This window comes from Paraliobacillus sediminis (genome assembly GCF_003426055.1).
The window spans coordinates 437141-460921 of record NZ_QJSI01000003.1 but is presented as its reverse complement, the minus strand read 5'-3'; the positions used below and the strand labels follow the sequence as shown (position 1 = coordinate 460921).

21 protein-coding genes are annotated in these 23781 nt (G+C 35.8%); all 21 read right to left on the bottom strand.

All coding sequences use genetic code 11. From position 1 onward, the window contains the following. Positions 1-122: 122 nt before the first annotated feature. Complete coding sequence (gene glnA, locus D2K60_RS14955) at positions 123-1457, bottom strand: type I glutamate--ammonia ligase (protein ID WP_117169631.1); 1335 nt, start codon at positions 1455-1457, stop codon at positions 123-125. A gap of 26 nt (positions 1458-1483) precedes the next feature. Further along, complete coding sequence (locus D2K60_RS14950) at positions 1484-1876, bottom strand: MerR family transcriptional regulator (protein WP_117169632.1); 393 nt, start codon at positions 1874-1876, stop codon at positions 1484-1486. Between the two features lie 173 nt (positions 1877-2049). Next, entirely contained in the window at positions 2050-3288 is a 1239-nt protein-coding gene (locus tag D2K60_RS14945) for a methionine gamma-lyase family protein (protein ID WP_117169633.1), read from the bottom strand. A gap of 21 nt (positions 3289-3309) precedes the next feature. Next, the gene (hflX, locus tag D2K60_RS14940) at positions 3310-4533 is read right to left on the bottom strand and encodes a GTPase HflX (protein ID WP_117169634.1); all 1224 of its coding nucleotides are present in this window, start codon (positions 4531-4533) and stop codon (positions 3310-3312) included. Positions 4534-4568: 35 nt separating this feature from the next. Then, positions 4569-5480, bottom strand: coding sequence for a stage V sporulation protein K (gene spoVK, locus D2K60_RS14935; protein ID WP_117169635.1), 912 nt, complete (start codon positions 5478-5480; stop codon positions 4569-4571). Positions 5481-5700: 220 nt separating this feature from the next. Beyond that, complete coding sequence (gene hfq, locus D2K60_RS14930) at positions 5701-5925, bottom strand: RNA chaperone Hfq (RefSeq protein ID WP_117169636.1); 225 nt, start codon at positions 5923-5925, stop codon at positions 5701-5703. Positions 5926-5964: 39 nt separating this feature from the next. Next, complete coding sequence (miaA, locus tag D2K60_RS14925; RefSeq protein WP_117169637.1) at positions 5965-6900, bottom strand: tRNA (adenosine(37)-N6)-dimethylallyltransferase MiaA; 936 nt, start codon at positions 6898-6900, stop codon at positions 5965-5967. A gap of 106 nt (positions 6901-7006) precedes the next feature. Then, complete coding sequence (locus D2K60_RS14920; protein ID WP_117169638.1) at positions 7007-7456, bottom strand: Dps family protein; 450 nt, start codon at positions 7454-7456, stop codon at positions 7007-7009. 60 nt (positions 7457-7516) lie between these two features. Then, the gene (mutL, locus tag D2K60_RS14915) at positions 7517-9364 is read right to left on the bottom strand and encodes a DNA mismatch repair endonuclease MutL (RefSeq protein ID WP_117169639.1); all 1848 of its coding nucleotides are present in this window, start codon (positions 9362-9364) and stop codon (positions 7517-7519) included. A 2-nt stretch (positions 9365-9366) separates the two neighbouring features. Then, complete coding sequence (gene mutS, locus D2K60_RS14910; protein ID WP_117169640.1) at positions 9367-11961, bottom strand: DNA mismatch repair protein MutS; 2595 nt, start codon at positions 11959-11961, stop codon at positions 9367-9369. Between the two features lie 126 nt (positions 11962-12087). Next, positions 12088-12645, bottom strand: a complete 558-nt coding sequence (gene cotE, locus D2K60_RS14905; RefSeq protein ID WP_117169641.1) for an outer spore coat protein CotE — start codon at positions 12643-12645, stop codon at positions 12088-12090. Between the two features lie 374 nt (positions 12646-13019). Then, positions 13020-13397 (bottom strand): YlbF/YmcA family competence regulator, encoded by a 378-nt coding sequence (locus D2K60_RS14900; RefSeq protein WP_117169642.1) that lies wholly within the window; start codon positions 13395-13397, stop codon positions 13020-13022. A gap of 1 nt (position 13398) precedes the next feature. Continuing rightward, positions 13399-14970, bottom strand: coding sequence for a tRNA (N6-isopentenyl adenosine(37)-C2)-methylthiotransferase MiaB (miaB, locus tag D2K60_RS14895; protein WP_117169643.1), 1572 nt, complete (start codon positions 14968-14970; stop codon positions 13399-13401). A 119-nt stretch (positions 14971-15089) separates the two neighbouring features. Continuing rightward, positions 15090-16016, bottom strand: coding sequence for a dipeptidase (locus tag D2K60_RS14890; RefSeq protein ID WP_117169644.1), 927 nt, complete (start codon positions 16014-16016; stop codon positions 15090-15092). 84 nt (positions 16017-16100) lie between these two features. Beyond that, positions 16101-16361, bottom strand: coding sequence for a stage V sporulation protein S (locus D2K60_RS14885; RefSeq protein ID WP_112180913.1), 261 nt, complete (start codon positions 16359-16361; stop codon positions 16101-16103). A gap of 104 nt (positions 16362-16465) precedes the next feature. Next, entirely contained in the window at positions 16466-17263 is a 798-nt protein-coding gene (locus D2K60_RS14880; protein WP_117169645.1) for a TIGR00282 family metallophosphoesterase, read from the bottom strand. 430 nt (positions 17264-17693) lie between these two features. Further along, positions 17694-19256, bottom strand: a complete 1563-nt coding sequence (gene rny, locus D2K60_RS14875) for a ribonuclease Y (RefSeq protein WP_205418616.1) — start codon at positions 19254-19256, stop codon at positions 17694-17696. A gap of 324 nt (positions 19257-19580) precedes the next feature. Further along, entirely contained in the window at positions 19581-20663 is a 1083-nt protein-coding gene (gene recA, locus D2K60_RS14870) for a recombinase RecA (protein WP_117169647.1), read from the bottom strand. Between the two features lie 212 nt (positions 20664-20875). Beyond that, complete coding sequence (locus D2K60_RS14865) at positions 20876-22123, bottom strand: competence/damage-inducible protein A (RefSeq protein WP_117169648.1); 1248 nt, start codon at positions 22121-22123, stop codon at positions 20876-20878. A 2-nt stretch (positions 22124-22125) separates the two neighbouring features. Beyond that, positions 22126-22704, bottom strand: coding sequence for a CDP-diacylglycerol--glycerol-3-phosphate 3-phosphatidyltransferase (gene pgsA / locus D2K60_RS14860; protein WP_117169649.1), 579 nt, complete (start codon positions 22702-22704; stop codon positions 22126-22128). Between the two features lie 80 nt (positions 22705-22784). After that, entirely contained in the window at positions 22785-23675 is an 891-nt protein-coding gene (locus D2K60_RS14855; protein WP_117169650.1) for a helix-turn-helix domain-containing protein, read from the bottom strand. Between the last annotated feature and the right edge of the window lie 106 nt (positions 23676-23781).

Genomic DNA, 23781 nt, shown 5'->3' with positions numbered 1-23781 from the left:
CTAAAGCATTACAAGATATGCTACTGGGGTTTTTGTTTTGAAAGCTTAGTAAATAATGTTGTCCACTATAAAATTCCAAACAAAAACCCCTCAATGCTTTACGCATCAAGGGGTTTTGCCTATTAATATGTTTGCATGTATTGTTCTCTTTCCCAAGGGTGTACTTGCGTGCGGAACATGTCCCATTCGATTTCTTTAGATTCAACGAAATGTTCGAATAAGTGCTCACCAAGAGCTGAAACCAATACGTCATCACCTTTAAGTAATTGTACTGCATCATATAGAGTAGCTGGCAGATCTTGAACGCCATTTGCTTCTCTTTCCTCTTTGTCCATTACATAGATGTTACGATTAATAGCTTTTGGAGCGTCTAGTTTGTTTTCGATACCGTCTAAACCAGAAGCTAATAATACTGCCATTGCAAGGTATGGATTAGCAGCTGGATCTACGCTACGAACCTCAATACGTGTGCTCAAACCTCTTGAAGATGGTACACGAATAAGTGGACTTCTATTAGAACCAGACCAAGCAACATAACAAGGTGCTTCGTAACCAGGTACTAAACGCTTATAAGAGTTTACTGTAGGGTTTGTAACTGCAGTAAAGCTTAATGCGTGTTTAATGATACCAGCGATAAACTGATAAGCAGTTTCACTTAATTGTAATGGACCATTTTCGTCCAAGAATGTATTCTTGCCATCTTTAAATAATGACATGTTACAGTGCATACCAGAACCGTTTACACCGAATAGTGGTTTAGGCATGAAAGTTGCGTGTAAACCGTGTTGACGTGCAATTGTTTTAACAACTAATTTGAACGTTTGAATATCATCAGCATGTTTCACTGCATTTGCATATTTAAAGTCAATTTCATGTTGTCCTGGAGCAACTTCGTGGTGAGAAGCTTCCATTTCAAAACCCATTTCTTCTAGTTCAAGAACGATATCACGACGGCAATTTTCACCAAGATCTGTAGGTGCTAAATCAAAATAACCACCATGGTCATTTAAATCTAATGTAGGATTACCTTTTTCATCTAGTTCGAACAAGAAAAATTCCGGCTCTGTACCAATATTAAATGTAGAGAATCCTAGTTCTTCCATTTTCTTAATATTACGTTTTAAGTTGTAACGTGGGCAACCTTCAAAAGGCGTACCATCTGGATTATAAATGTCACAAATGAAACGAGCAACTTTTCCTTTTTCAGATGTCCAAGGAAATACTACGAAAGTATCTAAGTCTGGATATAGTTTCATATCTGATTCTTCAATACGAACAAATCCTTCGATTGATGAACCATCAAATACCATTTCATTAGCGAATGCTTTGTCTAGTTGACTTAAAGGAATCTCAACGTTTTTAATTGTTCCTAGTAAATCCGTGAATTGAAGACGGATAAACTTAACGTTTTCCTCTTTAATTAGTTTTCTGATTGAATCTTGCGTAAATTTTGACATGCTTTCCTCTCCTTTAGGTAATCTTTTTAATGGAAAAACCTTGAAAGTTCTCCCTGTCTTAACGAAGCCTTGCCTAACCTACCTGATTCCAGCAACTCTTTTTGGAGTATTTTTCTGAGTTCCTTTTCTGTTAATTCAGGTGGCATTTGCTCATCTACTACTTTCGTTTTTGGTAAGTCTTTAACAGATAAGACTTGTTTAATACCAGCCAAGTTAATTCCTTTATCGATTAGTTCTTTTATTTCTAAAAGACGATCTACATCATTAAAAGAAAACAAGCGCTGATTACCATCAGTACGAGCAGGATGAATTAAATTGTGTTCTTCGTAATAACGAATCTGTCTTGCAGTTAAATCAGCCAAAGATTTGACTATACCAATGGAAAATAAGGGCATTGAACGTCTATCGATCTCGCTCATAACCTCCACCCCTTCCTAACTTGCCTTTCCATATTCCCATTATACATTTGCTAATATAATTGTCAATACGTGTGAGCTTTCTTTACATAAAAAGATTCAAAAAATTTGTATTATTCATTAAAATCACATAAATTTAACCTTATTATTCCATTTATTGGTCTACCCTTTGCTGATTAATTCAGAAAGCCTTTTTCATAAAAACTTTCAATTGCTTCTATTATTGCTATTTTAACATGTGCATATACCAAGCCACCTTGAACATATGCTGTATATGGCGAACGAATCGGTCCATCTGCTGTTAATTCAAGACTTGCACCTTGGATAAATGTACCAGCAGCCATAATTACATCATCCTCATATCCAGGCATGTCAGCTGGATATGGCGTTACGTGTGCATTTATTGGGGACGATCGTTGAATAGATTGACAAAAAGCAATCATTTGTTCTGCCGTATCAAAAGTAACAGATTGAATCAAATCTGTTCTGTGGACATTAAAAGCAGGTGTAGTACTAAATCCAACTACTTCTAACATCCGTGAAGTGAACACTGCTCCTTGTAATGCTTCACTTACAACATGTGGTGCAAGAAAAAAGCCTTGAAACAACTCTTGTGTAACACCCAAACTCGCTCCAGTCTCTTTCCCTAAACCAGGCGCAGTCAAGCGATTAGCTGCAAGTTCAATTAAGTCTTTCTTACCTGCGATATAACCACCCGTACGTGCGATTCCACCACCTGGATTCTTAATCAAAGAACCAGCTATTAGATCTGCTCCTACATGTGTTGGTTCTTTTTCTTCTACAAATTCACCATAACAATTATCAACAAAAACAATTACATCTTCTTTAATTGACTTCACATATGTAATCATTTTTTCTATTTCATCAATTGTAAATGATGGGCGATCTGCATATCCTTTAGAGCGTTGGATACCAATTACCTTTGTTTGTTCGTTTATGTGACTTTTTACTGCTTGCCAATCTATCTGCCCTTGTTTTGTTAATGAAACCGCTTCGTATTCAATCCCAAAATCAATTAATGAGCCATTATTTTCACCACGCACCCCGACCACTTCTTCTAGTGTGTCATAAGGAGAACCCGTAATATATAACAATCCATCGCCAGGTCGTAAAACGCCAAAAAGTGCAGTCGTAATAGCATGTGTTCCAGAAATTAACTGCAGGCGCACGAGAGCATCTTCTGCACCAAATACGGTAGCATAGACGCGTTCTAGTCCATCTCGACCAGCGTCATCGTAACCATAACCAGTCGTAGGGTTAAAATGACTCTCACTAATCTTTTGATTGCGAAATGCATTTAAAACCCGTAGCTGATTGTGCTCTGCAGTTTGTTGAATTTTCTTGCGTTCTTGCTCAATATCTTTCTCTACTTGGATAATTTTTTCTTCTAACATTTGCTTCGTCGTTTGCTCCTTCTAGCTATATTGTAATGGATGGCCATCAGGCATATAACCTTGTACTAAATACGTTTCTTCATCTTCATTAAATTCTTGTTTCGTCATTAACGTATAATTACGAAAAGACAACAATCTTTTACCTTCTGTAGCCGAGATGATTTTTTCATAAAACACCCATTGCTCTTTTAATATTTCTTGTGTCTTTAACAATGTTTTATTCTGATCTTCTTGATTAAGTGCACTAATTAAAATTGATGGATGTACAGACGGAATAAAACCTGTTGTTAACAAATCCTTTTTATTATAGATCATTAAAGACGGGATTTTGTCTGCGTCTAAATCCTTCAACAGTTTCTGCACTGTCTCATAGTGTTGCGGGTAATCAGGATGGTTAACATCAATTACGTGATAAATAAAGTCCGCTTCTCTTACCTCTTCTAATGTCGAACGAAAAGCAGCAATTAACGCTGTTGGTAAATCCTGCATAAACCCAACCGTATCTGTTACGATTGATTGCAAACCAATTGGAAATTGCATTTGTCTGGACATCGGATCCAACGTTGCGAACAATTGATCTTCTTCCATTGAGTCACTTTTTGTTAGTCGATTAAATAGTGTTGATTTACCAGCATTCGTATAACCAACAATCGCAATTTGAAATGCTTTATTTGTTTTACGATGCTTGCGGTATTGGGAACGTTGGTTAACAACTGTTTCGAGTTTTTCCTTCACTTCATCAATCCGACGATTAATATGTCGTTTGTCTGTTTCAAGTTTTGTCTCACCTGGACCACGCGTTCCAATTCCACCACCTAGACGAGATAAAGAAGCACCTTGTCCATGTAAACGTGGAAGCATATATTTATATTGCGCTAACTCCACTTGCAATTTACCCTCTCTTGTATGGGCACGTTGCGCAAATATATCCAGAATTAATTGGCTTCGATCAATAATCGGTATTTCTAATTGTTCATGCAAATTACGCATTTGACTTGATGACAATTCGTCATTCGCGATGATTAAATCAACTTCTAATTCCTCAATTAATTCATTTAGTTCTTCCATCTTACCTTTTCCAATATATGTAGCGGGATGAGCGCGGTCCCGCTTTTGAATTAGCGTTTCAACAACTGTACCTTTCGCTGATTCTGTTAACGATTTTAATTCCTCTAATGAATAATATAATCGATCTTCATCACTCATTTTTTTGTGAACTGCAATGATTAGTACCTTTTCTACCATATTTTAATCCTCTTTTCTTCTATGACCCAATACTTCTATTCTAACACAATATCTTTAACTGTAATCAACATTAAATCATCTGTACTATAATGCCGCTTTTTTAATAAGCGAACAGCTTGTTTCCGAATTGCTTTTTCAATCATATTCCGCACTAAACGAGCATTAGCAAAATTCGTATGGTTGCTGTCACGCTTCGCTTTGGTTAGATGTGTTCTTAACTTCCATTCCGCTTCTTTCGTTAATTGATACTCTCTATCCGCAGTCATTTTGTGTGCAATATTGATTAGTTCATCAATAGAATAATCATCAAAATCCAAAACAATCGGAAAACGTGAACCAAGACCTGGATTCATCGATAAAAAGTATTCCATTTCTAACGGATACCCGGCCAATATTAAAATAAACTCGCCATGATGATCTTCCATCTGTTTCACTAGCGTATCGATTGCTTCTTTACCGAAATCTTTATCGCCACCTCTAGCTAAAGCATAAGCTTCATCTATAAATAATATACCTCCAAGTGCCTTGGTTACTAAATCACGTGTTTTCTTAGCGGTATGACCAATGTATTCTCCAACTAGATCCGCTCGTTCCGCCTCAATGAAGTGGCCCTTTGACAACATATTCAACTCCCGAAATAACACGGATAGTTTGCGTGCAACGGTAGTCTTACCTGTACCAGGATTCCCTTTAAACAACATGTGTAATACTTGTGGTTGTGTTTTCATGCCAACTTTTTCTCTTTGCTGATTAATTTGCACATTTGCATATATTTCTTTGATGTTATCTTTTAATAAATCAAGACCAACAAAACTTGAAAATGCTTGGTCCAACTGTTGAAAAGGGTCATAAAGCTTTTCATCACTATTACCTAATCGCTCGCGTTGATCTTGCAAGACAATATTAATTTGATTTTGTTTAGGAAAAGAAATTTGCGATTCCACCATCAATCACCCCTTACCATCCACATTATACGTGATGTAAGCCCAGTGTGTGACAGATGCCTTTATAATAATTCTGAAATAGCAATACATAAGTAGTGCCTATCCCATTTAAGGATACAAACAACATTTCAGTAACATCTATTTAATCAAAGAAAAATCCCTTATCAAATCCGTAATGGATTTAAAAAGGGAGCTAAAATGGAATATAGTATTTCCAGTTACATTACTCTTTTTCTAATGTAACATTTTTCACTGGTGCAAATGTAGAGATTGCATGTTTAAAGATTAATTGTTGCTTGCCATCTGTATCCAGTAATACGGTAAAATTATCAAATGCTTTAATCGTTCCCCTTAATTGAAAACCGTTTGTTAGAAATATAGTTACTTGGATATGGTCTTTACGTATTTGATTTAGAAATTGATCTTGAATATTAACAGATTGTGACATACTGAATTCCTCCTCTTTTCTATCTCTATTATATTATTTCTACTTCTTTTCGATCATTCCTGCTAAATCATCTAAAATTGTTTGAATTATTTTTAAGTGTTCTATAGGTTTGACCTCATACCAATGTACATCCATCTTATTTTTAAACCATGTATATTGGCGTTTAGCGTATCGTCTTGAATTTTGTTTTAACAGCATGATTACTTCTTCTAAAGATTGTTCCCCTTTAAAGTAAGGGATAAACTCCTTATATCCAATTGCCTGCATTGCTTGTACCTTTTCTAAGCCCATCGTGTAGAAATATTCTACTTCATCTAGTAATCCAGTTTCTATCATAAGATCCACACGTTGATTAATTCGATTATACAGTATTTCCCGGTCCATTTCCAATCCAATTAAAATAGGATTGTAAGGTGATGTGTCACTTTGGGCTGCATGGTGTTCTGTCATCGTTATTCCTGTTCGATCAAATACTTCAAGCGCTCGAATTACCCTTCTTACATTGTTTGGATGAATCTTCTCCGCTTGAGCGGGATCAATGACTTGTAACCTTTGATAGACCGACGCCATACCATGTTCTTCTATTTCACGTTCTATTTCTTCGTGAAACGTGTTGTCTCTTTTTTCGTCCGTAAATTGATAGTCATATAAAGCAGCTTTTATGTATAAACCTGTTCCACCGGCGATAATCGGAAGTTTTCCTCTCGCTTTAATTTCTTCAATATGTTGTTGTACTTCACGTTGAAAATCCGCAACAGAAAAGTCTTCGTCTGGTGATTTAATATCTAACATATGGTGATTGATTCCTTGTTGTTCTTCTTCTGTTACTTTAGCGGTGCCAATATCCATCCCTTTATAGATTTGCATGGAATCACCACTAATTATTTCTCCATCAAATTTTTTCGCAATTTCTATACTAAGGTTAGTTTTCCCAACCGCTGTTGGACCAACAACAGCAATAACAGTTTGTTTCATCGGTAATCCCCTTATCATCGCTATCATTTCTACTTGGACTAATTATACATTAAATTATATAAAAAAAAAGGCTCATGACACTTCCATCATGATACCCCCTCATTCATTATAGTTTTTGGTGTGCTTTAAGCATCCAAATATATTTTTCTAACTTCGTTTGAAAGCCAATTAAGAGATCCTCTGTAGGTTTATCTCGATAATCTCTAGCTTGTGGCAAAGCTTTTTGTTGTATTTCATCGCTAATCTGTTGGTAATCTTCTATTAATTGACGGATCATTTCTGAGCCCTCGTCATCTGCTTGCGCTTCTTTTAGACTCGTTGTTTCAAGATACTTTTCCATTATTGCAAACGGTCTTCCACCAATCGCTAATATGCGCTCTGCAATTTGATCAAAATCATTAGCTAGTTCCTTATAATGTTCCTCAAAAATAGCATGTAATGTAAAAAACTGACTTCCTTTGATATACCAATGATACCGATGTAATTTTACATATAGCACCGCAACATTAGATAATTCAAGGTTTAAATAATGAATCAAGTCTTTATTTTTTTGCATCTTGGCACCTAACCTTTTTACTAATAGCCTTTGATTAGATTCCTTTTTTATACACACATTTTACATCACGCGTTTAAACATCTTCTCCATCTCATATCCAGAGAAATGAATAATAATCGGTCGACCATGTGGACATGTAAATGGATCAGTCGATTTCCTTAGATCTTGTAAAAGTTGAAACATATCGTCTTTATTTAAATAATGATTCGCTTTAATCGACCGTTTACATGACATTAGGATTGCGGCATCCTCACGCAACTTAGCAATATCCACTTTGTCCTCAACCATTACTTGTTCCACAATATCACGAATAACCTCTTCCTCGAATCCTTGTGGAAACCATTGTGGATGTGCTCGAACGATATATGTTTGCTGACCAAAGTGTTCAAAAAACAAGCCGACTTTTTTTAATTCTTCTTGATGTTGTTCCACTAGTAATGCCTCTTGTTTTGAAAAGTCAAACGTTAACGGTAATAAAAGTTCTTGTAATTCGTTTGGAACATCGCCAATTTTATCGCGAAAATACTCATATTTAATTCGTTCCTGTGCAGCGTGCTGGTCAATCATATATAAGCCGTCTTCATTCTCCGCCATAATATACGTACCATGATGTTGTCCAATAGGATACATAACAGGAATCCGTTCGAGATTTGCTTCTTGATCTGGTAGATCATTTTCGTGCGTATCATTATCCTCTTCTACTGGTACGCGAGGGATCAAATCCAAATCATACGATGTCATAGATTCTAATGCTGCGGCTTGTGCTGACGCAAACGTATTCTGATCATCTCGAGGTGGTGTGTATGATTGCGTATTATGATCTTGTTCGATAGGAGCTTTTTTTTGATAATCAAAGGAAAAAGTGTGTTGTGTACTCTTTACTTTCTCCGTTTTTGGCTGATTCTGTTTGTTGTCAGGAATAAGTGTTTCTTTTCGAAAAGCTTTGCGAATTGTTTCTTCTACCGCATAAAATAATTCTTTTTCTTTACTAAAACGAACTTCTAATTTAGCAGGATGTACATTCACGTCAACTAAGATTGGGTCCATTTCAATTTCCAATATCACAATCGGGCTACGGCCAATTGGTAATAACGTATGATAGCCGCTTGCTATTGCTTTATTTAACGGAATGCTACGAATATAGCGTCCATTAATAATAGTTGAAATATAATTTCGGGATGCACGCGTTACTTCTGGTTTTGCAATATATCCTTTAATTGAAAAATCTAACGTCTCAATAGATACCGGAATCATTTTTTTCGCTACGTTAATTCCATAGACCTGCGAAATGACCTGAATGACATCTCCACGACCTGTTGTTTGGAAGATGTTTTTTCCATTATGGTACAGTTCAAATCGGATATTCGGGTTAGAAAGTGCCATTCGATTAACAACATCCGTAATGTGACCAAGTTCCGTATGAATTGTCTTCATATACTTCAATCGAGCTGGTGTATTGAAAAATAGTGCATCTATGCTCATTTCAGTCCCTTGTCTCGCATCACTCTTGTCCCTTTCAACAATCTTACCGCCATCTAGTTTTAAGACTGTACCCGCTTCCCCACCAGTTGATGTCTTTAGTGTTAGTTTACTAACCGCTGCAATGGAAGCAAGTGCCTCACCACGAAATCCTAATGTTTTGACATGAAATAAATCATTTTCACTCCGGATTTTACTTGTTGCATGACGCGCAAAGGAATGTTCCGCATCTTCCGGATCCATTCCCTCACCATTGTCAGTGATTTTAATTTGCTGGAGTCCAGCGTCTTCCACTTCAATTTTAATCGATGTACTATTGGCATCAATACTATTTTCCAATAATTCTTTAACAACAGATGCTGGACGTTCTACTACCTCTCCAGCCGCAATCTTATTAGCAAGTCCATCTGGCATTGGTAATATCTTCACCATTAATCCTCCTCGTTCGCTAGGCGTTGTAAGCGATATAATTCATTCATTGCTTGCATAGGAGTCATTTCCATAATGTTAATTTTTTTAAGTGATTTTTGTAGTGCTTTGTCCGCTTTAGATTTTGTTACGATTTGACCGTTAGCTGCTTTTTGCTCTGCAACAAAAAAGCTTAATTGCTGCGCATCATCTTCGGCCTCTTTCTGATTACCTTTTGCTTCTGACTTCTCTAATTGCTCCAGGATAACAGTAGCACGTTCAATCAGTTGATCAGGTAATGCCGCTAACTTGGCTACGTGAATACCGTAACTCTTATCAGCTGCTCCATCTTGAATTTGATGTAAGAAAACAACTTTTCCCTCAAATTCTTCCGCCCTAACATGGACATTTTTCAATTGTTCTAATGTTTCTTCTAATGTTGTCAATTCGTGATAATGGGTAGAAAATAATGTTTTTGCACCGACATGGTCATGCACATATTCAATAATTGCTTGCGCAAGTGCCATTCCATCATAAGTACTTGTCCCGCGACCAATTTCATCTAATAAAATTAAACTGTCTTCCGTTGCATTTGTAATTGCATGCTTCGCTTCCAGCATTTCAACCATAAATGTACTTTGACCGGCTACTAAGTCATCTGCTGCGCCTATTCGGGTAAATATTTTATCAAATATAGGTAATGATGCTTTTTCACAAGGTACGAAACAGCCAATTTGCGCCATAATCGTAATCAAGGCTAACTGGCGCATGTACGTACTTTTACCAGACATATTCGGTCCAGTAATTAATAAAATATCTGTCGCATCATTCATATCAACATCATTTGGTACATACATATCATCTTTCATCACTTTTTCAACAACTGGATGACGTCCGTTTTCGATATTGATTTGACGTTCTGCATTAAAAGTTGGTCTATGATAGTCGTTTAGTTCACTTACTGTCGCAAATCCTTGTAACACATCAATTTCACTTATTTTGTCAGCTAGCGCTTGTAGCTGCGGGATGAATGTTTTTACTCGCTCGCGAAGTTCTGTGAATAATTGATGTTCCAAGTCAACACTTTTCTCTTCTGCTTCTAAAATTAATGTTTCTTTCTCTTTTAGTTCTGGAGTAATATAACGTTCAGCATTCGTTAGCGTTTGTTTCCGCTCATATTTTCCTTCAGGCAAAAGGTGCAAGTTTGCTTTTGTCACTTCGATATAATAACCAAAGACACGATTATATCCGATCTTCAATGATTTAATATTTGTTGCTTTCTTTTCTTTTTGTTCTAACTCAGCTATCCACTGCTTGCCATTTTTTGAAGCATAACGGTATTGGTCAAGTTGCTCATGGTAGCCATCTTTGATAACGCCACCCTCTTTAATCGTCATCGGTGGGTCTGCCACAATACTGTTTTCGAGTAGATCATATAGCTCATCTATCGTGTTTACACCATTTCCTAATGCTTGGACTTCTTTATTTTCAAATTGGTCTAAAATGACTTTTACATCAGGTACTTTTCCTAAAGATAGTTTTAACTGTTGCAAATCACGGCCATTTACATTACCAAAAGCTACGCGACCACATAAACGTTCCATATCATAGATTGATTCTAATGTGTCTCGTAATGCTTCTCTTTCTAAAAATTGTGCGATTAATCCTTCGACTAAATGATAGCGATGTTCAAGTAACGTTTTTTGCAACAAAGGACGCTCTAACCATTTCTTTAACTTACGTGCACCCATTGCTGTTACCGTTTTATCTAATACCCATAACAAACTACCTTGTTTACCTTTACGCATGATTGTTTCGGTCAATTCCAAATTACGTTTTGAATACATATCTAACGTCATATATTGTTTTAATTCAATAATTTGGACAGGCTTGAGATGATCCAATGAACGTTGTTGGGTTGATTGGATATAACAAAGCATCCGTCCAAAAGCCGCTTTTAATCGTTCATCCGCTAATTCTTTAACTAGCGGTGCAAAGTTTTCATCTATAGCTGTTGATTCAGCATATGATAACGTGACAAGTAAGCGTTCTGTTAAATCAGTTTGGTAACGCTCCTCTAATTCTTTTGAAATTACTACTTCTTTAATCGGACGATTGAAAAGTTCACTCATCAATTGATCCCAGCCAGTGTCAATTAAAGCAACACTATTTTCACCAGTCGACAAATCGTTATATGTAATCACAAAAGTGTCTGTATCAAACTGACTGATACTAGCTAAATAATTATTTTCTTTTTCATTTAACATATTGCCTTCCATAATTGTTCCTGGTGTTATCAGTTGAACAACTTCACGTTTTACTATACCTTTAGCTAATTTAGGATCTTCTACTTGTTCACATATTGCTATTTTATAGCCTTTTTCAACTAGATTCTTAATATAACTTGCAGCTGCATGATATGGAATACCACACATTGGAATACGTTCTTCCCCACCAGCGTCTCTGCTTGTTAACGTAATCTCTAATTCTTTGGAAGCTTTAAGTGCATCATCAAAAAACATTTCATAAAAATCACCTAGGCGGAAAAATAGAAAACTATCTTTATAGTCTGCTTTTACTTTTAAATATTGCTGTATCATTGGCGTAAATTCTGCCATCTTTATATCCCCCACACGTACAAAATTTCATTCTTATATTATAGCATATCTATGACTGATTTTTGCACTCACAAGTTATGTATAAAGAAAAAGAGCGTGATCATTACATCACGCTCTTCGGCTAGTTTATTTTTCATTTGATAGAAAATCCGGATCAAGACTTTCAAATTCATCGTCTCTTAATTCAATATCCCAATCTTCATCATCTGCCACAATTCCACTTGGATCAACTTTAACAGTTACTTTTGTATCGCCAATTACTTCGACTAAAAATTCGCGTTCTACTTCTGCTACGATTTTATGGTCGTGGCTCGCAATTGTGCATTCCAAGCAGTTTGGTTGTTGTAATACTTTAGCAAAAACTTCTGCTTTGTCGCCTAATGTCTGTTTATCCTTTACAGATAATTTGATGACATCAGCGTATACAACACGTTCTGTTACAACCTCTGTTTTGGTGTTATCATTATAGGAATACCAAACGTTTACATCGTAACTACCACTCACCTCTACCAAGCCATCTCCTTTTCTCTTGGCATTGTATAAATGATTGATGATCCAACAGCCTAAAATACTAGACGGCTTATGCGTTGGTGTAATTGTGTTGGTATCTTGAACGAATTTACGTCCTTTTCCGATAACAGCCCTTGTGATGATCTCACGGTATTCATGATCAAGGAAAGACATAAATATATAACCTCCTCTTTATTCATTGTCAGTTTATGCAGGACATCTACCTAAAGTGCATATGATACAATTGCCCTTTTTTTAAATAAGGCGATCTGCATGCGTTTCTAATTCATCGTATGCATTTGCCTATAAAACGGTACAAATGATTTATATTTTTTTAAAAAAGTGCAGTTTCGTGACGTATTTAGTTGATATGATCACAAAACATTTCTATTTGATCACATCCATGAGAATTTGATCACAATTAAACTCAAATGATCACATCCACAAAAAATTGATCATAAGTACGTTCTATTTGATCACAACTCACCATAAATCGAAAAAAATGGCTAACAAATCGATAAACGATCTGTTAGCCATTTCTATTTGAGTTAGTCTTGCTTAAAAGAAGAAGCGTCTTTCATCTCTTCTGTAACCTCATCTGTGATTGTCGCTGTTACTACTTGCAAAATATCATTAATCATTACTTGCGATTCTTTAAATTCCTGAACAATTGGAATCGCATCAATTTCTTCTTGAATGAGGTCAATTTCTTTTTCTACTTTTTTTAGTGCCTCAGTCTTACCGTATGCTTGAAAGTTTACAGCTTGTTTTTGTAGAGCTTTCATTTGATTAATTAGCTTTTTTATTTTTTTGTTATTATTTAATCGTTCTTCTACTTGTTTAAAACGTTCTACTTCTTCAATATTTGCAATTTGAGAAGCAAGCTCATCTGCTTTTGATAGGACATCTTCTTTAGAATGTGCCATATCAATATACCTCAGCTGGTTGCTCGGCTAATTCACCATTAAGCGACCATGTTCTAGCTTCGATAATTTTCACATCAACAATTTTACCAATTGTCGATTTTGGTGCTTTAAAATTAACAAGTTTATTTCTTTCTGTATATCCAGATAAAACATCTGGATTCTTTTTACTTTCACCTTCAACTAAGACCTTAACCGTTTCACCAACGTATTTCAGCATCGCATTTTTCGCTTGTTCATTAATCAATGCGTTTAAACGCTGCAGACGTTCTTTCTTCACTTCCATTGGAATATTATCTTCCCATTTTGCAGCTGGTGTACCTTCTCTTGGAGAATAGATGAATGTATAAGCACCATCAAAACCAACTTCACGTACGAGTGTCATCGTTTCTTCAAATTGCTCAGCCGTTTCATTAGGGAAACCGACAATAATATCTGTTGTAAGTGTCGAGTTTGGCATTGCTTTACGAATTTTACCAACTAGTTCTAAATAGCTTTCTCGTGTATAACGACGCGCCATTACACGTAGTACTTCTGAGCTACCTGACTGCACTGGTAAGTGAATATGATCTAAAAGGTTGCCACCTTGTGCAAGTACTTCAATTAAACGGTCATCAAAATCACGCGGGTGTGACGTTGTAAAACGTACACGTGGGATATCAATTTTACTAATCTCAGCCATTAGTTCACCTAGACCATACGCAATATCTAAATCTTTACCGTAGGCATTGACATTTTGACCAAGCAACGTAATTTCTTTATAACCTTGTGCCGCTAGTTGACGTACTTCATGGATGATATCTTTTGGCATACGACTTCGTTCTTTTCCACGCGTGTATGGAACGATACAATATGTACAGAACTTATCACAGCCATACATGATATTTACCCAACCTTTGATTTTACCCTTACGTACTTTAGGTAAGTTCTCAATGATGTCGCCTTCTTTTGACCAAACTTCTAAGACCATTTCTTTACTAAATATGGCCTCTTTTAATAACTCTGGTAAGCGATGAATATTATGTGTACCAAAAATCATATCAATAAATGGATGTACCTTAAGTATTTTGTTTACTACTGATTCTTCTTGTGACATGCAGCCACATACACCAACAATTAAATCAGGCTTTTCTAATTTAAGTGGTTTTAAATGTCCGATTTCACCAAATACTTTGTTTTCAGCATTTTCACGAATCGCACATGTATTAAGTAAAATAATATCTGCATCATTCGTATTATCTGTTGATTCATAACCCATGTCAGTTAATAAGCCGGCCATAACTTCCGTATCGTGTTCATTCATTTGACAGCCATACGTACGAATCAAAAATTTCTTTCCTTGCCCAATATTTTTCATTTCATGAGAAATAGAATAATCATAATGTATTTGAACGTCTTCACGTCTTCTTTTCTTAGCTTGCTTTAAATTAGGTGGTTCATAAGTCGCTTGAAAATACTTACTAATTAATTCATCAGAGTCGATATTTTTCAGTCTATCTAAATTAGAATCCAGGTTTTCGTCTGTTGGATCTACTTGTTTAATTTGATTCGTTTCTTTTCGTTGTTGTTCATTCATTTCAATGTAAAACTCCTTTCATAGTTGACTAGTAAAATACCTAGTGCAAGTCGCTCTATATAATAAATCCAATTGTACTATTATAGCAAGGATTCTAACTAAAAACAAAACTTTTTCAGCTATTCACTTGTTCTTGGGAATTTATTGATGAAGTTTTGATACGTCAATTTATCAAATTGATCAGCAGGTAAACGTGATCTCAAAGCATTCTGTAATACTTGATAACCCGTAATATCCTCTAAGCCTTTGATATAGGTTTCAATTCCATCAAAATCAGAGCCAAACCCCAAACAGTCTTGTGCCCCATGATCTAAATAATATAAAATATGTTCGATCACATTTTCATAACTAACAGGTTCTGTAGCACGTGTGAAATGCGGAACAAAAGTGACGCCGATCCAACCTTTTTTCTTTATTAGTAGTTGAATTTGCTTGTCATCCAGATTTCTCCGATGATCACACAGTCTAGAAGCGTTGGAATGGGAAGCCATCACATAATCAGCACGCTTTAAAACGTCAAAAAAACCTTGATTGGAAATGTGGGAGACGTCTGTCCAAATTTGTTCTTTGTTCAACAAATCAATTACCTCTTCACCAAAACTACTTAAACCCGCTCCTCGTTTTTCACCAATGCCATCGCTAACAGCATTTGCTTCATTCCATGTTAAACCAACCGCTCGAACTCCTAATCGGATTAAGGTTTTTAATTTATTTATATCACGTCCGATTACCTGACAGCCTTCAAGCGTCAAGATCGCACCGCGTTCATTCACTTTTAATGTTTGTAAATCTTTTTTATTTGAGATGAATTTTATATCATCGTATGGTTGAATAATTTCTTCAAAGAAAATAGTAACCATTTCTAATGCAACTTGAAATTGCATTTCTTCTGGTACTTCAGGTGGGACAAAAATAGCAAAACTTTGCACTTTAACCGGGCTATTTCTCCATTTTCTTTCATTTACTTGTAATTTAGTACTCGTCTCAAATGATATGTCTTCTTCCCATAGTTTTAACAACACATCACAATGCGCATCAATAATCATAACGCTTCACTCTTTTCCTTTTGAAAATTAACGATTTTAAAAAAAATCCTGTTTGCGTGGAATTGCAAACAGGTTGTCTTTTTCTTACCTAGGTTCGACGATCAGTTTAATCGCTGTTCGTTCCTCATTATCAATCATAATATCGGTAAAAGCCGGAATACAAATTAGATCAACACCACTGGGTGCAACGAACCCTCTTGCGATCGCTACCGCTTTAACGCCTTGATTTATTGCGCCGGCGCCAATTGCCTGAAGTTCTGCTGTGCCACGTTCTCTTAGAACATTCGCAAGTGCTCCTGCTACTGAATTAGGATTTGATTTTGCTGAAACTTTTAATACGTCCATTCCTGCTACCTCCTTCATTGACTATAGTAGTTCCACTTTTACTATATTCTTGAAGATGATAGTTATTACTTTTATTATGAACTGTATTTCCAAAAAATCAACTATTATGAAAAGAAGGGATGATCATCATTAATTAAAATTCGTTTAATATTCTTTGCTTTTCCTGTTTTGTCATCAATATCAATGATGACACCATTAAGTTGATCTTTTCCTTCTTCTGTTACTTCAAATCGCACAGGTAAACTCGTTAAAAAACGTTTCATTACAGCTTCACGGTCTGTACCTAAAATTCCGTTATATGGACCCGTCATGCCAACATCAGTGATATAGGCGGTTCCACTATCTAAAATACGTTCATCGGCTGTCTGGGTATGTGTATGCGTTCCTACGACAGCACTGACACGTCCATCTAAATACCATGCCATAGCTTGTTTTTCACTTGTTGCTTCTGCATGGAAATCAACAAAAATAATATTTGTCTGTTTTCTTGCTTCATCAACCAGTTCATCTGCTTTTCGAAATGGGTCATCAATTGGGTCTAAAAATGTTCTACCTTGTAAATTAATGACAGCAATCTTAATTCCATTCCAATTAATATATTGCATGCCTTGTCCAGGAGTACCCTCTGGAAAGTTAGCAGGTCGAATCATATACTTTGCACTGTCTATGAATTCAAATATTTCTTTCTTATTCCATGTGTGATTGCCCATTGTAATAATTTGAGCGCCCCACTCTAGGAATTGCTTATATATTTTTTCGGTTATTCCTTTTCCTGCTGCAGCATTTTCGCCGTTTACAATCGTTAGTTGCGGTTGATATTTTTGTTTTAATTTTGGTAGATAATGTTGTAATTGATTTCTTCCAGGTGAACCTACTACATCACCAATAAATAATATTTTCATTATAAGTTGAACCTTCCTCGCTCTTAAATTACATTTAGTGTCACATATCCATAATAAAAAGTCAAAACATCGAAATACTAGAATCAAATTCATTTTTCTATAAATTACGACGTAACCTGCTTGATCCCACTACGTCAGTAAAGGCTTTCGCTTCCTTCATTAATTAGAGCAACTATTTTAAAATGTTGAACAACATTAACGAGACCGATTAATTAGAAAGTGTCTGTTACTCACCAAGTTGCTGTTTTTTTCAATTCAGTCTACGATATCACGTAATATATTTATAGACAAAAATTAGCGTATCAATTTCATTTGAGGATCGGAAAATAACGTCTAACTATGTCGTTATTTTCCTCGATACTAAAGTTTAAAAAGTATCAAATTTTATCAAAAGCGTGTAGCTAAAAAAATAAAGCGACCAATGGCCGCTTTATTTTGCATATTCTACTGCTCTTGTTTCTCTAATTACTGTTACTTTGATATGTCCTGGATAATTGAGTTCATTCTCAATTCGTTTGCGAATCTCTCTCGCAATACGCAATGATTCTAAATCATCAATTTCATCAGGTTTCACCATGATTCGCACTTCACGTCCTGCTTGGATAGCAAATGATTTTTCTACTCCAGCATAGGATTCTGAAATCTCTTCAAGTTTTTCTAAACGTTTAATATAATTTTCTAACGTTTCGCTACGTGCACCAGGTCTAGCGGCAGACAATGAATCTGCTGCAGCCACAAGTACTGAAATAACAGATGTTGCTTCTTCATCACCATGGTGGGAAGCAATTGAATTAATAACAACTTCATTTTCTTTATATTTCATCGCTAATTCTTTCCCTATTTCCACGTGGCTTCCTTCCACTTCATGGTCAATTGCTTTTCCAATATCATGAAGAAGACCAGCGCGTTTTGCGAGTGTTACATCTTCTCCAAGTTCAGCAGCAAGCAGACCAGATAGGTGTGCCACTTCCATAGAGTGTTTCAATACATTCTGACCATAACTTGTACGATATTTCAATCTACCAATAATCTTGACTAAATCAGGGTGTAGACCATGTACGCCAACTTCAAACGTAGACTGTTCACCAACTTCGCGAATATATTCATCTACTTCGCGTCTAGATTTATCAACCATTTCTTCAATGCGTGCTGGATGAATACGTCCATCCTGTACTAGTTTTTCTAAAGCAATTCTTGCTGTCTCTCTTCTGATTGGATCAAAACCAGACAAAATAACTGCTTCAGGTGTGTCATCTATAATTAAATCAATACCAGTTAATGTTTCAAGTGTACGAATATTACGTCCCTCACGTCCAATTATTCGACCTTTCATTTCATCATTTGGAAGATTAACAACAGACACAGTCGTTTCAGCTACATGATCTGCCGCACAACGTTGCATAGCAAGAGATAATATCTCTTTTGCCTTCTTATCTGATTCCTCTTTGACACGATTCTCAGATTCTTTGATCATGACCGCTGATTCATGACTGAGTTCTTTTTCAACACGTTCTAGAATAACTTGTCTCGCATGATCAGTTGTGTAACCAGAAATTCTTTCTAGCTCTGTTTGTTGCTCGCTTAACATAGCTCCCACTTTGCTTTCCGTTACTTCAATTTGTTGTTGTTTTTCTGCTAGCGAACTTTCTTTTCTCTCTAACATGAGTTCACGCTTATCAAGCGTTTCATCTTTTCTGTTCAAATTCTCTTCTTTTTGCATAAGACGATTCTCTTGTTTTTGTAAATCAGCTCTTCTTTCACGAAGATCTTGATCCGCTTGTTGACGAATTTTATGGTTTTCATCCTTCGCTTCTAAAAGTGCCTCTTTTTTGGCTACTTCTGCGTTACGATGTCCTTCCTCAACAATCTGTTTCGCTAATTCTTCTGCACTAGAAATCTTCTTTTCTGCAATAGATTTACGAACAAGATAACCAACAACAATACCGACGATAAGGGTAAGCAAACTGGAGATGACTACAAGTAATATATCCATGAAATCCATGGTTTCACCTCCTCTTGCTATAAATTTGTACAAAACAATTTCAGGTCGGCATGTACAGTTTTACCATTATGAATGCATAATTAATCAAAATGTATAAATGTTTACAAATAAAATTATACAATTTAATTCTAATCTTGCATATATGTATTGTCAAGGAAACGTCTTATTCTAACGACAATTTATTACATTATCGTTAAAGTCAACATCTATTTGGTATAAAAATCCACTTTTTAAACAAACTAAGTTTACAAAAAACTGTTGATAAAACATGTCTAACATGTCTCACCAACAGCTTTATAAAAAGGAAACAAAGAATTAAACTTTATTTTCTTCTTTATTTACCTCTTTTTTAACTTTTTCATCTTTCTTACTTTTTTCCTCTTTAACAGGAGCTACCACTTCTTCTACTTTTACCCCTAACCCATAATGATCTCTTGCCTTTTGATATATTTCATCTGCTAGAGCGCGATTTTCTTTAAGAAATAGTTTCGCATTCTCTCGCCCTTGTCCAAGACGTTCTTCATTATATGAATACCATGCACCACTCTTTAACACGATGTCTACGTCCGAAGCCATATCAAGCATTTCGCCTTCTCTTGAGATACCTTCTCCATACATAATATCTACTTCTGCTTGTTTAAAAGGAGGAGCTACCTTGTTTTTGACTACTTTTATTCTTGTTCTATTTCCGACCATATCATTACCTTGTTTTAATGTTTCAGCACGACGTACATCTAAACGAATCGATGCATAGAACTTCAAAGCACGACCACCTGGGGTTACTTCAGGACTACCAAACATAACGCCAACCTTTTCACGAATTTGGTTAATGAAAATAGCTGTTGTTCTTGATTTATTAATCGCACCAGATAATTTACGTAATGCTTGAGACATTAAACGAGCTTGCAAACCAATATGTGAATCACCCATTTCACCCTCAATTTCAGCTTTTGGTACGAGTGCTGCAACAGAATCAATAACCACCATATCAACAGCGCCACTGCGAACTAAAGCTTCAGCAATTTCTAATGCTTGCTCACCAGTATCCGGTTGTGATAAAAGAAGTTCATCTATGTTAACACCTAAATTTTTTGCATATATGGGATCTAACGCGTGCTCAGCGTCAATAAAAGCTGCTGTTCCACCTTCTCTTTGCGCTTCAGCTATTGCGTGTAAAGAAACAGTCGTCTTACCTGAAGACTCTGGTCCATAAATCTCAATAACTCTTCCTCTTGGGTATCCACCAACACCTAATGCCACATCCAAAGCTAAAGAGCCACTTGAAACTGTAGCAACTCTTTGTTCCGGACGTTCTCCTAATTTCATAACGGAACCTTTACCAAATTGCTTTTCTATTTGTTTTAACGCCATATCTAAGGCTTGTTTACGATCGCTCACATTATTTCCCCCTCGTCTTTTAACTATATCTATCATAACTTGTTTTATGAGATTTAACAAGCAAAAAGCGAATAAATGTTCCCAAAAAATAAGAACTTTTTTATTTCCAATTTTATCATTTATTCAATTCATTTTTTAACTTTATATCTATTTATCATAGACAAAATCAAAAAATACCGTACTTTCAAAAAATTATAACCTAAGAAATGATATTAACCGATTAACCAATTATATAGTAATTCCAGTCCTTTTTTTACTGACCTATTTCGAATAGTATTTCTTTCTCCAGGAAAATAGTACGATTTCGTCAGGACCTTTTTACCTTCCTCCATAATACTAATGAACACAGTTCCTACTTCTTTACCTTCTGCTGGATCTGGTCCAGCCACTCCTGTAAAGCTGATACCAATTGACGCATCAAATTTTTCACGCACACGTATTGCCATCTCATAAGAGCAAGCCTCGCTTACGACGCCCTCTTTTTCAATTACTTGCTCAGATATGCCTAATACATCTGCTTTAGATGACGAAGCATAACTAACAATGCTTCCTTTAAACACGTCACCTGCTCCTGGTATAGAAACAAGAGCATCAGCAAATCGACCACCTGTTAAACTTTCCGCTGCTGCTATCGTTAAATTCTTTTCTAATAGTAGACGTAAAACAGTATGATTAATTGTTGTATCATCATAACCATAAAAGTAGTGACCAACTATATGTTTTATTTCAGCTTCTGTTTTTTCAATCATTCGATTAGCATTTGCTTCCGTATCAGCTTTAGCTGTAATACGAAGAGCGACCTCACCATCTGTCGCTAATGGTGCAATTGTTGGATTGTCTTGTTGATCTATTATTGCCTTCAGATCAGTTTCTAATTGTGACTCACTAATACCGATGAATTTCAGCATTCTAGATTTAATAATTGTTTTTAAATCCAAATTCTTTTTTAAATAAGGTAAAACGAAACCTGTCATCATTGCCATCATTTCTCTTGGTACACCAGGCATAAATATAAACTGTGCTTTTCTATACGTAACAATCATTCCAGGTGCAGTTCCTTCTTGATTAGGTATAATAATTGCATCTGTAAACATTAGCGCCTGTTTACGATTATTAAGTGACATTTGTCTATTTGTTCTTTTAAAATAACTAGAATTTTTTTCGATAATCTGATCATTTTCTTCAAGTTTTTTTCCTGTTAGCGACTGAAAAGCTTCCCGCGTTAAATCATCATCAGTAGGTCCGAGTCCACCGGTAACAAAAACAAGATCAGATCGATCAGCAGCGGTTGAAAAAGACGTTTTAACACGTTCTAAATTATCACCGACTACTTGATGATAAAAAACACTAATCCCCTTGTCTGCTAGTTGGCTAGAAATCCATTGACCGTTCGTATTTGAAATTTGGCCTAATAGTAATTCTGTACCTACCCCGATAACTTCTGCATTGTACGTTTGCATTATTATTTCGATCCTTTCATTACATGCCAATTTTTAATAAAATAATCAACACCTGATACAACAGTTAATGCTAAAGCTACATAAAGCAAAATAGTACCAAATGGGAAACCAATATAAGAGAATGGAAAGTTATGTAGTAACAAAACAGAGATTGCCGCTAATTGAAATACCGTTTTCCATTTACCCATTTTACCTGCAGCTAAAACAATTCCTTCTCCAGCTGCTACAAGACGTAGTCCAGTCACAGCAAATTCACGACTTATAATAATTATAATAATCCAAGCCGGAACCAATTCCATTTCTATTAATAAAATAAACGCGGCAGTTACTAATAGTTTGTCTGCCATCGGATCTAAAAATTTCCCTAAGTTTGTAATAAGATTATGTTTTCTTGCGTAGTAACCGTCCACCCAATCAGTGGCTGAGGCAATAATGAATAGCATTGCTGCAACAAAATCAACAACTGGTAAAGTTTGTTCTCCAATTGCCCAACTTCCCCACTCAAAAGGCACTGTTAATAAAATAATAAATACCGGAATTAAAAAAATACGTGACAATGTAATACGATTTGGAATGTTCATGATAAAGTTAATCCTCCCTGTTTATATCTAACACAATTATAAACCCCTCCCACCGTTTGATGAAAAGGGTTTGTTTCTACTTATTCTGTATCCTGTTCCACATTAATCCAAACTCTTTGTATTTGAGTTGGACCAATTTCTTCTGACAATTCTAATGCGACACCATTTACTGTAATAGATAATTCTGTTGGTAAACCAAAACGCAAATAGATTTGTTCTGCTCCAGTCAAATCTAGTTCCATTGGTGATTCAGTTGCTTGGAAAGTATCTGTATAAAGGGTATCACCTGAATCATTTTCAACTTCCAACCAATTCGCTGTATCCGTTTCAAATACTAATTCTACACTTTCCCCTGGATTTGTCAGAGTATAAGTAGATTCGTTATTAGCATACTCATCCAATTCTAATGTTGTTTCTTCTACAGTTTCTTCTTCATCTTCCGCTTCATTCGCATTTTCTTCATCTTCTGTATTTTCCTCTGCTGGTGCCTCATCTTCTGTATCCACAGGTAGTTGTACTTCATCTCCACCATTTTGCTCACTTATTTCATTCTCTGTAGTTGGCGCATCATCTTGTGAAAAATAATCTGAAGTGAATAACCAGATTACAAAAGCCACACCAATAATTAATAATACAGTAATGACCGTTGGCAATAGTGAAAAGACAGCCGGTGTTTTGGTTGATGGTGTGTTTTTTCGACTACGCTGGATTCCGGTGTATTCAACTGTATCCTCTTCAGCAGAAGGCAGCTCATGTTTGTAAGCAGCTAATACTTCATTAGGATTTAAATCAACAGCCACAGCATACTCCTTAATAAACGCACGAATGTAAAAGTTACCCGGCATGACAGAAAAGTCACCTTTTTCTATTGCTTTTAAGTAGCGAGGTTGAATCTTGGTCTTCTTTTGTAAGTCATCTAACGATAAACCTTTTGCTTCTCTTGCTTCTTTTAACATCAATCCAATTTCCATTTATAAAACACCATCCATCTGTATTATCACTAAATATCTCTTGTATATTTAATTTCTTTATATCTACATCCTACATATACTATACACTATCCTATGATAAATGATT